The sequence below is a fragment of the Desulfuromusa ferrireducens genome (genome assembly GCF_055389805.1).
This window is the reverse complement of sequence record NZ_AP042415.1, coordinates 3,975,788-3,988,724: the sequence shown is the minus strand read 5'-3', so window position 1 is coordinate 3,988,724 and position 12,937 is coordinate 3,975,788. Positions and strand designations below refer to the sequence as shown.

Genomic DNA, 12,937 nt, shown 5'->3' with positions numbered 1-12,937 from the left:
ACATGCGAGCAATAATTTTAGCTGCTGGTCAAGGTAGTCGTTTATACCCTTATACGAAAGATCGTCCCAAGTGCATGGTTGAGTTGCTGGGGAAGCCTTTGTTGCACCGTCAGCTTGCAGTGCTTAAAGGCGCAGGGATTGACGACATATTGTTAGTGGGGGGCTACAAGGCCGACCGCCTTGTAGCTGAGGGGGTCGGGGTTGTGCTGAATCCACGCTATGCTGAAACAAATATGGTGACGACTCTGTTTTGCGCTGAGAGCTGGATGCAACCGGGTGAAGATTTAATTGTAGCTTATGGCGATATTGTATATGAGCCCGGCGTGCTTAAAAGTTTACTGAAAACAGACGCTCCTTTAGGTATTTCTGTAGATCGTGAATGGCGCCGATTGTGGGAACTTCGCATGGAGAACCCTTTGGTGGATGTCGAAACACTCAAACTTGATGAACAAGGGTGTATTGTGGAGCTGGGGAAAAAGCCGCTAAGCTATGATGACGTCCAAGGTCAATATATGGGCTTGATTAAGGTGCGTGGTGATCAGGTGAAAGCCTTTGGTCAAGCATGGCATGCGCTTGATAAAAGTGCATGCTTTGATGGCAAAGATTTTGACAATATGTACATGACAAGTTTTTTACAGCATTTAATCGACAGTGGTTGGAAGGCACAGGCTGCGTTTACAAGCAATGGCTGGCTGGAGGTTGATACTGTGGATGATCTCAGGTGCTATGAGGAAATAATTAGAAACAAAAAACATCCAGAGATGTTTGGAAGTGAAGTTTTCTATGAATAATAATTTACTACAAGATGACAAAGATAAATTGCCAGAACCCAAGGGGGGGGATGGTTTTTCTACTGAGAGTTTTTTGTATGGTTTGGACATCGTAAATATAACTGAAAATGATTTAAAAATAATTGAGATGCTCTGTAAGAAAGTAGAAGTGCCAAAAAGAATATGCTTGCTTTATAGTGAAGACTTAAAGAGGGCAGTAGACAAAAAACCAGTCAGTAGTCAATATGTAGTTTTTTTTACAACACTGTTGTTGAATTTATCAACTCGGGATAAAGATTATAAGTTCTTCAATTGTGCCATGAAAATATTTGACAATATACTTGTTGCACCAATCATAGAGTTTGAAATAGAACACAAGATGTTTTGCGATAAGGTTGCTAGCGAATTGTTGGGTGGGGTTTCTGTGAAATGAAAGATGTAAACCTTTTGGTTATGGTTGACAGGTCATCACCGGCTTCTCGTGCATATTTAACATATTTAAAAAGTGCTGGATTTAAGCCAGAAGCAATTTTAGTTTTAGATATCTTGCGACCTTCCTCGAAGACCAATTTGCTAAAGTCAATTTTGGGAGAGAAGCTAGTAGCTTATGTCTTGAGGATATATCGTTTTTTAATTTTCAAATACAGGCTCAAAGAGCAGGCTAAGCTTATTAAGATCATGGGCAATCACTTTGATATAAAAGTTAATTTCTTCGGATTGTTTAATTATGGACAATTTTCAGATCGTGTTGATAGGTTAATAGTTGAAGGACTTGAAGACCCTAAACTTCTTGATTATTTTTCGAATTCCGAAATAAAAACTATTCTTTTTACAGGTGGCGGAATATTGAAACCAGAATTATTGAATGTTGATGGAGTGAAATTTATCCATATCCACCCAGGAATAGTGCCAGATGTAAAAGGGTCAGATGGACCTTTATGGTCCATGTTGTTGAAAAGAAAACTCGGTTATAGTGGTTTCTATATGTCTGATGGCATTGATACAGGCGAGGTTTTTATTAGAAAAGAATATCGAATGCCAAAATTCAAAGTTTATGATCTTATCCCCGATGTGGATTTAGATACAGTTTACATGGCATTTCTTTCTTGTTTTGATGTTCATTTAAGAGCAATTACGTTGGTTAACTTGATTGAATTTGTTGAAGATAGTGGTTTTAGTTTAAATAAAATACCAGGTGAAGTTCAGGATGAATCGGAAGGTAGGACTTATTTTTTCATGCATAAGAATTTGCGTGACTTTGTATTGAGTAGGATCATTAATTGACAGTATGGTGCGTAATTGAAAAAAATTAAGAGTGCTATTCGTGGAGAAATGTTTAAAAAGTCGTCTATTTTACTTGCTTCTTCCTTGGTTTCCAATGTTGTAGGGTTGTTGGGATATTTTTTGCTTGTTAAAGTTTACCCTATTGATGTGATTGGCGAATACTTTGCTCTTTTCGCAGCATCAACGATATTGGGAACAATTATTCACTTTGGTTTTTCGCAGGCAATACCATTGATGGATAATCGTGAATTAAGATATGCAGTTACAATCCTGTCGAGCATAAGTCTATCGTTTATATTTATAGGAGGGGTTTTTCTTGTTTTCGGTTTGAGAGAGGCTTTGTTTCCATTGTTTGCAGGAGTCTTAAGTGCCTCAAGCTTATCTGAAATAGTTTTTGTTCGATCAGGCAGGGTTCGATATATTGCGGTGTTTAGAGTTTTACTCCCTCTCTCGTCTTTTTCAGTTTGTATAATTGCGAGTTTATTTTTTGTGAAAAGCTATCACTCAATGGCATTTTCATATCTATTCGGTTATTCCTTAATAGCTTGCTACGCTCTACGTTTCTCAGTAATTCCGAACTTGTCAAAAGTGACTATGCTTGATTTTTATTCATTGGTACGAAAATATTCAAAATTTATGAAATATATTGGGCCAGGTATGATCGTCCATACAGTCGCATATAATATGCCCAGCACTGTTGGTTTGAATTATTTTGGTCCAACTTCAATTGCTGCTTATAATCTTGCCTATAAGTTTGTTTTAGCACCAATGTCAATTGTAGGGCAAGCCGTAGGCCAGTCTTATGTCAGTAGGCTCTCAAGAGAATATAGGACTAAGACCGGTCTCAGACAAGATTATATGCTTGATGTGGTTTTATTTATTTTTTCAATGACGGCTTGTTTAGTGATATATTTCCTTTTTCCGGTAGTTGCTAGGTGGTTATTTCCGGACAACTCTCAAGAGATAATCAGGTTTTCTGTAGCACTTATACCTCTCGCATTTTCCATGCTTTATGTTGCACCGCTGAGTAATCTATTTCAGTTTACTAATAATCAAAAAAAAATCTTCTTTGCGCATTTGTTAACACTCCTTTGCGCAGGTGTAGCATTTACAATTGCTATTTATTTGGGAGATTTTTTGTTTGGTGTCAGACTGTTTTCTATATTGGTTTTTATTAGGTATTTTTGGCTGTATTTTGAAATCCTTAAAGTGAGAAAGCGACAATGCTGAATTTGATTTGGGGGGGGAGGATAATTAAGAGGTTTTTGACACAACCCTTTGAATCTTTTAAGGCGGGACTGGTCGTTCGTAGAATTAACCGGTTAGTGAAAGAGGGTAAGTTCAGGGTTGTTTTTTATGATCGTTTAGCAATGCATGACACTTTTTCGAATCCAGTCATCAGCGAATTGAACCTATTGGGTGAAAAGGTGATCCATTTGGTAGGTGATCCAACGCATCCTATGTTGTCAGGGGAGGGGAGCAGTTTCATATTTTATGTAAATAGCCATATGGAAATCTTCTTTAGTTTTTTTGATGTTCCCTTAATGGTTACTGCCGCTTCGCATATTTCTGTAGACTCAAAATCAAAAATTACAAAGTTCGCTCATATTTTTCATTCTCCAGTAAGTATGCATTATGTCTATGGTGATGATGCTTTTGATGCTTATGATATTTTTTTTGCAGTGGGACCTCATCATGTAGCCGAAATTCACCAGTTGTCTCAATTGAGAAACTGGTGTGGTAAGAAAGTTTATCAAGCCGGTTATCCTAAGATCGATAAAATGAAGGCAACTTATGACCGATCAATTAATGGAGTGGCGATCGAGGAGTACACTAACGATAAGAAAGTAGTTATGTTTGCGCCCTCTTGGGGGGAGGCTAATATTCTTAAACATTATGGTTTTTCTATAGTGAAGGAACTAATTGAAGGTGGTTTTCATGTGATCCTTAGACCTCATAATCTTTCTTTTGAGTATGATCTGGATGTGATTGATGAACTATTGTTGTACTTCGCAGGTTGTGACTTTGAGGTCGATGGTGCTATAGGTTCTGACAAAATGCTAAGCTCAGATTTGCTAATATCAGATTGGTCTGGGGTTGCATACGAATATGCATTTACTACCGAACGACCTGTCCTTTTTATTGACTGTGAAGGCGCCCAAAAAATCAACTCCAGATTGAATAAAGAAATATTGATTAAGCCTATGGAAGATACGTGTAGGTTTGGGGTGGGGGTTGTTTGCACACCCAGTGAATTTACTCATAAAATTGTCGATCGTTTGATTCAGGGTAGGGGGGGGTGGGCGATGACAATTTGTGAGACTCGAAAACAATATTTGTATAATTATCAAGCCTCTTCTAGATATATTTCAGCAAAAATTCGTGAATTATTGTGATTAACGAATTGATTTATTCATTTTGACATTGGGTGCCATGCTTTTATATAGTTTTCTATGGCTATCCTTTTTGGTGGCTAGTTGTCATAAAAATAGTTCATGGAAGTAGAGAGTGTTTAGAGTTCTAGTGATGATTCATAGTATTTCCCGTTTTAATGCATAGATGGAAAAAGTAATGACTGAAACGAATGAAAATATTTCGACCGCCAGAGATAGACCTCTGGTTACGTTGATACTGTTTGCTTATAATCAAGAAAATTATATCCGTGAGGCAGTCGAGAGTGCATTGGCTCAAACGTATTCACCCCTTGAAATTATTTTGTCAGACGACTGCTCCAGTGATAATACCTATGAAATCATTGAAGGACTGGTGTGCGAATATGATTGTAGCCATAAAGTTGTACTTAATAGGAATGAAAAAAATTTAGGCATTGGTGCTCATGTTAGTCGATTGATAGAAATTGCAGCTGGAGACTTTATTGTTATGGCTGCAGGGGACGATATCGCAACTTTAGACCGTGTGAGTACACTTTGTGATTCTTGGCTTAACTCTAAAAATAAAATCTCTGCGATCTTTTCGAATTTAGAAAAAATTGACAAAAATGGTCACACGTTGGGGGCAATGTTTTCAGCCCCTCCACTTTACGCAAAAACGGTATCAGATTTTAAGAAAAATATTGATTGTTGGGTGATAGGTGCATCTTTTGCCTTCGAGAAGAAGGTATATAGTAATTATGGAAGAATCGATCCTTCTATTCTTCAAGAGGACGGTTGTCTTTCCTTTAGAGCGTTATTGGAGGGGCAGATTGAGTATCTTGATCAGATATTAGTTAAGTATAGACATCATGGTGAAAACGCATCGCAAAGTAACGACCCTTCAAGGCGATTAGTGCTGCAGAGGAATGAGTATTATATGAAAAAGGGATGGCTGGACGATGCAGAACAGTGTGGTCATCGGGATTTGGAATTAATTAGTTTTCTAAGGTGGAAATGTAAAAAAGCTTATGCTTGTAAGATACTTTTCACATTGCCCTTTGTTGGTTACGTTTATAACTTTGTGCGCATAAAAACAAAAATGTTCTTAAGTTTAGTGAAATAGATCATTCGGGCTTGTTAGGGATTTTATGAAGAAGATATTGTTTGTAGCTTCAAAATATTCATCAATTGATGATAGTCCATATTTGACTAACGATTTGGCGCAGCAACTAACGAAGCAGGGTTGTGATGTCACCGTCGTTGCGTATAGTGATGAGAATACCTCTAGGCGCAAATATGACATAAGTGAGAATTTAATAAAAATAAGCTTCAAGATTAAAATATTGAAATATCTCTTGGTTTGGCCAAGACTTTTTTGGGTCATATCTAGGATTTTTTGGAGGCACCATGGGTTTGACCAAATCATCATGTTCGCCCCTCTCTCTGTTATGTGGCCAGCTGCTTTTTTATTGAAATATTTTAAATCGGACAAGAAAACAGCAATAATCTTTGACATCTTTCCTATTCATCAGATTAAAATTGGCGCATTGCCGTCAGCTATCAATGGTTTGCTTAAGTTCCTTGAAAAACGCCTGTTGGCTAATTTTTCTGAAATCACGGCAATGGGAGAGAGGAATAAGGCATATATAGAAAATTATTATTCGACGGTTGATCTTGTTTGTGCTGTTAAAGTAGTCAACCTGTGGGGGCGAGGTGCATTTGACGCTAAAAGTAGTAGGGTGGAGAGCGTCAGTGATGTTGTTCGGGTTGTGTTTGGTGGTCAGATAATAAAGGGGAGGCAAGTTGAATCCCTAATTGATTTTTTTGACAAATTAAGAGCTAGGGGTCTTCTGCTGACACTGGATATTTACTCGAAAGGTGCTGGTTTCGATGATTTGAAGAGATCCTACTCTTCTTACAGCTGGATTGATTTTAAGGATCAATTGCCTCGAGATCAATATTTTGCTGAATTATCTAGATACCATGTTGGGGCGATTGTTACTGATCAAAATTCTGATTTACCCACTTTTCCTTCGAAGATAATTGATTATGTAGAGGCTGGTTTGAAAGTCTACTGCTTGGTGGAAATGGAATCAGAGTTGCATTCTGTTGTTGGTGGATACCCTTCAGTATATTTAAACCCTTTTTGTTTTTCTGATGCTGAAGTTGAGCAGTCATTAGATTTCTTTATGGGGGCGATCAATACAGGTTTAGATTCAGGGGGTTCTGATTTAAGAAATATTTTCTCTGTCAGAACTGCAGCTTCGAGACTGCTTGGATGAACAAAGTTTCTGTTTCAGTTTTTTATTGGTACGCCTTTTTGACAGTACTAGCTGCCATCTCCTCGATTACCATTAACGTAAGAGACCTCGCCAGTGGTCTTGTAATGCTTTGGATTGTGTTTCTTTTCTTTTTTGTTGGATGTAATGTGAAGTTATATCCGTATAGATCTAAACCCTTGGTTAGTGAAAAAATAAGTGCTAAAGCAATTCCGTTGGTTTTTATTTCACTTGGCGCGTTGTTGGCTAGTTTTTATGCTGCTAAATTCTACACTGGGAAGAGTTTTTTTGATGTTCTATCCGCGTTGAGTTCTGGAAAATCCCTTTATAATGAATATCAATTATTTTTTAAATTACAAGGGCTTGCGGTTTTATCTGTAGTGAAAGTTCCAGCAATTCTTGCAATGTTATATTTGAAATTATCTGTTATTTACTGTTTTATTTACATCATAGCCTTAGGGAAAAGTTCAAATTTTAGGGGTTTGGTATGTATTTCTCTTGTTAGCTTTGCTCAATTATTCTTCTCTGTAGCTCGCGGAACCTCATTCGAAATATTTGAACTTATATTGCTTTTCTGGTTCTGTGTTTCAATGAGGAGTGTTATTTTTAGGAGTAGTAGATCTGTTGTAAACACTTACAGCGTTATACTTTTACTTTTCATTATTTTTTCTGTTTTACTTTATAGCTACAATATTTCCTCGAGATATTCATTTAAAGAGATCGCTAGCTGCTCAACTCAGGAGCTTTGCTTCAATACTGAGACGTTCCTTTATCAGGTATCAAAACCACTAGCATCATTAACGTATAAACTAAGTGGTTATTTTACGTTTGGAATTTTCTATACTTCAAAATTTATTGAAGAATTTTGCATTATTAACTCCTTTAATTTTACTTCTGTTTTCTTGCCATTCGCTGACATTCATCGACCAGATTTGAATTCAGATCTTATGTGTGGTGTAGCTCTCGATTGTGGAGCATCTTGGGTTCCAGATATTGTTACATACGTTCTTCGTGTTGGTATAATTTTTTTATTATTGTTAGCTTTTATGTTTGGTCTGTTTACGAGATATTTATTGAGGGTTATAGTTTATAAAAAGAGATCCATGGAGCTATTTTTATTGTATTTCGTTTTTTTAGGTCTAGTTTCTTTACCCGTAGGAAATTTTATAGTTGCGTCTAGCGCAAATACTTTATCTTTAATTGTTGTTATTTTAGCTTTTTTTTGTGAAACAATATTTAAAAAACTTTTCAGTAAGCGCTTACGGATGTTGTAATGACCCCTCATTTAGGGGTTAACTACAAATGCAATGGATTCATTTTTGATTGGTAAAGACCCTTTGAGCGTAATACTCGCTGAGATTTAAAAATGAGAAAACTCAATTGATGATCAGAAAATATATTGGCTTTAGGATTCCTCAAAATGTATCTTGGGTTTTGTTTATCCGTTTCACTTTTGAGTTGAATCCGCTATTAAAAGGAAATACTAAATGTTTTCGAAGAAAACTTTGTTAATTACAGGTGGTACTGGTTCTTTTGGTAATGCAGTATTGAGGAGGTTTCTTGACACGGATATAGAGGAGATTAGAGTTTTTAGCCGTGATGAAAAGAAGCAGGAGGATATGCGTGTCAACTTGGCAAGTTCTAAAGTTAAGTTCTATATTGGCAATGTAAGGGATCATGAAAGTCTTTTGCCTGCGATGGAAGGCGTAGATTATGTGTTTCAGGCTGCGGCTTTGAAGCAAGTTCCCTCTTGCGAGTTCTATCCCCTTGAAGCGGTTAAAACCAATGTGCTCGGTACAGAGAACGTACTTAATGCTGCTTTGACCTGCGGCGTGAAGAATGTAATTGCCTTAAGCACCGACAAGGCCGTTTATCCCATTAACGCCATGGGCATATCCAAGGCTTTGATGGAGAAAATTGTTGTTGCTAAATCACGCTTTGCTGACCCGGCGAAGACAACACTCAACTGTACGCGTTATGGTAATGTTATGGCCTCTCGTGGTTCGGTCATTCCCCTGTTCATCAAACTGATCAAGGAGGGCAAGCCTCTGACGGTCACCGATCCCAATATGACCCGTTTCTTGATGTCGTTGGATGATGCCGTCGATCTCGTTCTCTACGCCTTCGAGCACGGCCAGCAGGGCGATACATTTGTACAGAAAGCTCCGGCGTCGACCATTTCTGACTTAGCCCAAGCGCTGCTTGAGTTATTTAACGTTGACAACGAAATCAAGGTTATCGGCACTCGTCATGGTGAGAAACTCTATGAGTCGCTGATGACGCGCGAGGAGATGGCGCATGCAGAAGATTTGGGCAGGTACTACCGCATCCCTGCGGACAATCGTGACCTTAACTACAATAAATATTTCGTCGAAGGTGAACAGGACCTGTCGCAAACTGAGGACTACCACTCCCATAATACTCAGCGATTAAATATCGAACAAATAAAAGTGAAATTGCTGACCCTGCAATTAGTTCGAGATGAACTGGCTGCTTTGCAGGGGTGATATCTCATGTTTTTTAAACTGTGAACCGCACTAATGCAAATGGATAAGTGACGGGCTTTCCTGCCTTGTCCGTGGGTTTTAATCGTATCATTTGGCAGGAACTAAAAGGTTGTGATCATGAAGAATGTTGTGGTAACCGGCTCGGCTGGTTTTGTGGGGAAAAATCTGGTCGAGGCGTTGCGTCTGCGCGATGATGTTACACTGACAACCTTCGATATCGATGATGATTTCTCGGTTCTGAAAGCGTCCTTACTTGAGGCTAATTTTGTCTTTCATCTGGCCGGCGTCAACCGTCCAAAGAAAGAAGAAGAGTTCCGCATTGGCAATACCGGCCTGACCGAGGAGATTGTTGGTGCCCTGCAGACGCAGGGCAGAGCGGTCCCCGTGTTGTTATGTTCCTCCACTCAAGCTGCCCAGGATAACCCGTATGGGTTGAGCAAGCGCCATGCCGAAGGTGCTGTGTCCGCTTATGGTCGGGAGGTCGGAGTGCCGGTGTACGTATATCGCCTCCCCAACCTTTTTGGTAAGTGGTGTCGCCCCAACTACAATAGCGCTGTCGCTACCTTTTGCCACAATATTGCTAACGATCTTCCAATCCAACTCAATGACCCGAACCACACCATGACCTTGGCCTATATTGATGACGTGGTGGAGGCCTTTGTCGCTGCTTTCGACGGTCAGGCGGTGATCAATGACGGGTATGCTATGGTCGAGCCGGCGCATACTATCAAGTTGGGTGCAATTGTTGACCTGTTGCATGGTTTCAAGGCCAGCCGTAAAGATCTTGGAGTCCCCGATATGTCCGACCCACTGATAAAAAAACTCTACAGCACCTACTTAAGCTATTTGCCGACAGATAAATTCAGTTATCCGCTGAAAATGAATGTAGACGATCGTGGTTCTTTTACCGAGTTCATCAAGACTATTGACAGGGGGCAAGTTTCAGTAAATATCTCCAAGCCGGGTATTACCAAGGGTAATCACTGGCATCACACTAAAAACGAAAAGTTTCTGGTGGTTAGCGGCAGTGGCGTGATCCGCTTCCGTAAGATCGGCACTGACGAGATCATCGAGTACACTGTATCGGGTGCTAAGCTCGTAGTTGTCGATATTCCTACGGGCTATACCCATAATATCTCCAACACCGGAGTCACTGACATGGTCACTGTCATGTGGGTCAATGAGATCTTTGATCATGCAACTCCGGACACGTTTTTTGAACCGGTATGACCCTTGGCCATTATTTTCAGCGTATCCTTCGTAGCAATAAATTCTTTGTATTGAGAGTGGTATGAAAAAAATAAAAGTTATGACTGTCGTCGGTACTCGTCCGGAAATAATCCGACTGTCCCGAGTGCTGTCCGCTCTGGACAAATATGTTGATCATGTACTTGTTCATACCGGCCAGAACTATGATTTTGAGTTGAATGAGGTTTTTTTTCAGGACCTGGGAATCCGCAAGCCGGATTACTTTCTCAATGCGGCGGGGAAGAATGCCGCTGAGACTATCGGTAATACCATCATAAAGCTCGACCCAATCCTCGAAGAGGTTCAGCCAGAGGCGCTACTGATCCTTGGTGACACCAACAGTTGCCTCTCAGCTATTCCAGCCAAGCGGCGCAAAATCCCGATCTTCCATATGGAGGCGGGAAACCGTTGTTTCGATCAGCGGGTACCGGAAGAGACCAACCGTAAGATCGTTGATCATACAGCCGATATCAATTTGACCTACAGCGATATAGCCCGTGAGTACCTGCTGCGCGAAGGCCTGCCTCCTGACCGGGTGATCAAGACTGGTAGCCCGATGTGCGAGGTGCTGAATCATTATGGCCCTAAAATTGATGCCTCTGATATCCTAGGTCGCCTGAGCCTTGAGTCGCGCGATTATTTTGTAGTCAGTGCTCATCGGGAAGAAAATATTGAGTCAGATCAGAACTTCAATAAGTTGGTCGCTATCCTTAACGGGGTAGCCGAGACCTACGGTAAGCGGGTGATAGTTTCTACCCACCCCCGGACCCGCAACCGGGTGGATAAGATGGGGGTGACCTTTCACAATAAGGTTGAACTGCTCAAACCCCTCGGTTTCAGCGACTATGTTCATTTGCAGAAACATGCTTACGCAGTCCTGTCCGACAGTGGCACCATTAATGAGGAGTCATCTATCCTCAACTTCCCATCGTTGAACCTGCGCGAGGCCCACGAACGGCCAGAAGGAATGGAGGAGGCAGCGGTGATGATGACTGGTCTGGAGCTTGATCGGGTGCTGCAGGGGTTGGCAGTGCTGGAGGAACAACCGAGAGGTGATGAGCGCCTGTTGCGTAAGGTGGCCGATTACAGCATGCCGAACGTGGCAGAGAAGGTGGTGCGGATCATTATAAGTTATACCGATTATGTAAATCGGGTGGTGTGGAAGAAGTACTGAGTTTTGCTGCCAATTGCAAGAGTGGGCCCGGATGATGGTAACGCAGAGATGGTAATTTAGCCGGGCTGTAAGGTCTTAGTGGTGTTTTAATTTGTGAACAACCATGCCATTTGCAGCAGGATAGGGGGATTGACGGAAGTACATGCGTATTTTGATGCTGACACAGTGGTTCACTCCGGAACCGATGTTTAAAGGGTTACCGTTTGCAAAAAAACTCGTTGAGCGCGGCCACGAGGTTGAGGTCTTAACCGGTTTTCCGAATTACCCCGGCGGTAAAGTTTACGATGGATATCGCATTAAACCGTGGCAACGGGAGATCATGGACGGTATACGCATAAACCGTGTCCCTCTCTATCCTAGCCACAATGAATCAGGTCTTCGTAGAATCCTTAATTACCTAAGCTTTGGTTTCTGTGCTTGGTTCTTGGGCCCTTGGCTGGTCCGCAAGCCTGATGTGGTCTATGTCTATAATCTCATTACTCTGGCTTGGGCTGCTTGTTTTTTGCGCTTTATCTATGGCTGTCGGGTTGTTTATGACGTTCAGGATCTGTGGCCGGAATCCGTTGCTTCCTCCGGGATGATGCAGAATCGCTTTGTCCTGAGTCTTTTGAATCGTTGGTCTCTTTGGGCTTATCGTAAAGCCGATCGTATTGTTGTGTTATCTCCTGGCTTTAAAAAGAACCTTGAATCACGCGGTATTCCAGAAAGTAAAATACAGGTAGTCTATAACTGGTGCGAAGAACAGTCCGCTTTGCAAGAAACTGTTGATAGCAATTTAGCTGAAGATTTTGGTCTTGGTAATACTTTTAACGTTGTATTTGCGGGCACAATGGGCGTAATGCAGGGGCTTGATGTTGTTTTGGACGCTGCGCTGATTTGTGCAGATAGTGACCCCGATATTCGTTTTGTTTTAGTCGGCGATGGTGTTGAAAAAGCCAGACTGGTAGCACGTTCAAATGACCTAAAGTTGAATAATGTAGTATTTGTGCTACGTCAGCCAATGGCTGAAATGGGTAAGGTCTTTGCTCTTGCGGACGCTTTGCTGGTACATCTTAAAAAGGATGATTTATTTAAAATAACCATACCTTCGAAAACCCAAGCATATTTAGCAGCGGGTCGGCCGATAATAATGGCGATGGAAGGTGATGCGGCAGATTTAGTGGAGCAAGCAGGCGCTGGGGTTAAATGTAATTCCGAAGATCCTGGTGCTCTCGCTGTAACTGTATCCAAACTTAATATGATGAAAAGGGAAAAGCTTGAAGAGTTTGGGGAGAATGGCAAAGGGTTCTATCAGAAAAAATTG

At 40.8% G+C, this 12,937-nt stretch carries 11 protein-coding genes and 1 pseudogene; all 12 read left to right on the top strand.

Annotated elements, in window-relative coordinates; all coding sequences use genetic code 11:
* The first annotated feature begins 2 nt into the window (after positions 1–2).
* Positions 3–791 carry a phosphocholine cytidylyltransferase family protein gene (locus ACZ5PT_RS17875; RefSeq protein WP_464264373.1) on the top strand — a complete coding sequence of 263 codons (789 nt, stop codon included), beginning with the start codon at positions 3–5 and terminating at the stop codon, positions 789–791.
* Positions 784–1,203: a hypothetical protein gene (locus tag ACZ5PT_RS17870; protein WP_464264372.1), complete on the top strand. Its 420-nt coding sequence runs from the start codon at positions 784–786 to the stop codon at positions 1,201–1,203. Before ACZ5PT_RS17875 ends, ACZ5PT_RS17870 begins: the two co-directional genes overlap by 8 nt.
* The gene (locus ACZ5PT_RS17865; protein ID WP_464264371.1) at positions 1,200–2,054 is read left to right on the top strand and encodes a formyl transferase; all 855 of its coding nucleotides are present in this window, start codon (positions 1,200–1,202) and stop codon (positions 2,052–2,054) included. The genes ACZ5PT_RS17870 and ACZ5PT_RS17865 overlap by 4 nt, the downstream gene beginning before the upstream one ends.
* A 15-nt stretch (positions 2,055–2,069) precedes the next feature.
* Positions 2,070–3,284, top strand: a complete 1,215-nt coding sequence (locus ACZ5PT_RS17860) for an MATE family efflux transporter (RefSeq protein ID WP_464264370.1) — start codon at positions 2,070–2,072, stop codon at positions 3,282–3,284.
* Positions 3,278–4,450, top strand: coding sequence for a CDP-glycerol glycerophosphotransferase family protein (locus tag ACZ5PT_RS17855; RefSeq protein WP_464264369.1), 1,173 nt, complete (start codon positions 3,278–3,280; stop codon positions 4,448–4,450). Before ACZ5PT_RS17860 ends, ACZ5PT_RS17855 begins: the two co-directional genes overlap by 7 nt.
* Before the next feature lie 175 nt (positions 4,451–4,625).
* A complete protein-coding gene (locus ACZ5PT_RS17850) occupies positions 4,626–5,549 on the top strand; it encodes a glycosyltransferase (protein ID WP_464264368.1) in 924 nt (307 codons plus the stop codon).
* Positions 5,550–5,574: 25 nt separating this feature from the next.
* A complete protein-coding gene (locus tag ACZ5PT_RS17845) occupies positions 5,575–6,708 on the top strand; it encodes a glycosyltransferase family protein (protein WP_464264367.1) in 1,134 nt (377 codons plus the stop codon).
* The gene (locus ACZ5PT_RS17840; protein ID WP_464264366.1) at positions 6,705–7,979 is read left to right on the top strand and encodes a hypothetical protein; all 1,275 of its coding nucleotides are present in this window, start codon (positions 6,705–6,707) and stop codon (positions 7,977–7,979) included. The genes ACZ5PT_RS17845 and ACZ5PT_RS17840 overlap by 4 nt, the downstream gene beginning before the upstream one ends.
* 213 nt (positions 7,980–8,192) lie before the next feature.
* Positions 8,193–9,212, top strand: coding sequence for a polysaccharide biosynthesis protein (locus ACZ5PT_RS17835; protein ID WP_464264365.1), 1,020 nt, complete (start codon positions 8,193–8,195; stop codon positions 9,210–9,212).
* Between the two features lie 117 nt (positions 9,213–9,329).
* A complete protein-coding gene (locus ACZ5PT_RS17830) occupies positions 9,330–10,442 on the top strand; it encodes a polysaccharide biosynthesis C-terminal domain-containing protein (RefSeq protein WP_464264364.1) in 1,113 nt (370 codons plus the stop codon).
* A gap of 61 nt (positions 10,443–10,503) precedes the next feature.
* A complete protein-coding gene (gene wecB / locus ACZ5PT_RS17825; protein WP_464264363.1) occupies positions 10,504–11,634 on the top strand; it encodes a non-hydrolyzing UDP-N-acetylglucosamine 2-epimerase in 1,131 nt (376 codons plus the stop codon).
* Positions 11,635–11,776: 142 nt separating this feature from the next.
* Positions 11,777–12,904 (top strand): annotated as a pseudogene (locus ACZ5PT_RS17820) (glycosyltransferase family 4 protein); the annotation flags it as partial.
* Between the last annotated feature and the right edge of the window lie 33 nt (positions 12,905–12,937).

Coding starts and splice junctions, on each gene's coding strand:
- ACZ5PT_RS17875 (WP_464264373.1), top strand. CDS start 3: ATGCGAGCAATAATTTTAGCTGCTGGTCAAGGTAGTCGTTTATACCCT.
- ACZ5PT_RS17870 (WP_464264372.1), top strand. CDS start 784: ATGAATAATAATTTACTACAAGATGACAAAGATAAATTGCCAGAACCC.
- ACZ5PT_RS17865 (WP_464264371.1), top strand. CDS start 1,200: ATGAAAGATGTAAACCTTTTGGTTATGGTTGACAGGTCATCACCGGCT.
- ACZ5PT_RS17855 (WP_464264369.1), top strand. CDS start 3,278: ATGCTGAATTTGATTTGGGGGGGGAGGATAATTAAGAGGTTTTTGACA.
- ACZ5PT_RS17850 (WP_464264368.1), top strand. CDS start 4,626: ATGACTGAAACGAATGAAAATATTTCGACCGCCAGAGATAGACCTCTG.
- ACZ5PT_RS17845 (WP_464264367.1), top strand. CDS start 5,575: ATGAAGAAGATATTGTTTGTAGCTTCAAAATATTCATCAATTGATGAT.
- ACZ5PT_RS17840 (WP_464264366.1), top strand. CDS start 6,705: ATGAACAAAGTTTCTGTTTCAGTTTTTTATTGGTACGCCTTTTTGACA.
- ACZ5PT_RS17835 (WP_464264365.1), top strand. CDS start 8,193: ATGTTTTCGAAGAAAACTTTGTTAATTACAGGTGGTACTGGTTCTTTT.
- ACZ5PT_RS17830 (WP_464264364.1), top strand. CDS start 9,330: ATGAAGAATGTTGTGGTAACCGGCTCGGCTGGTTTTGTGGGGAAAAAT.
- wecB (WP_464264363.1), top strand. CDS start 10,504: ATGAAAAAAATAAAAGTTATGACTGTCGTCGGTACTCGTCCGGAAATA.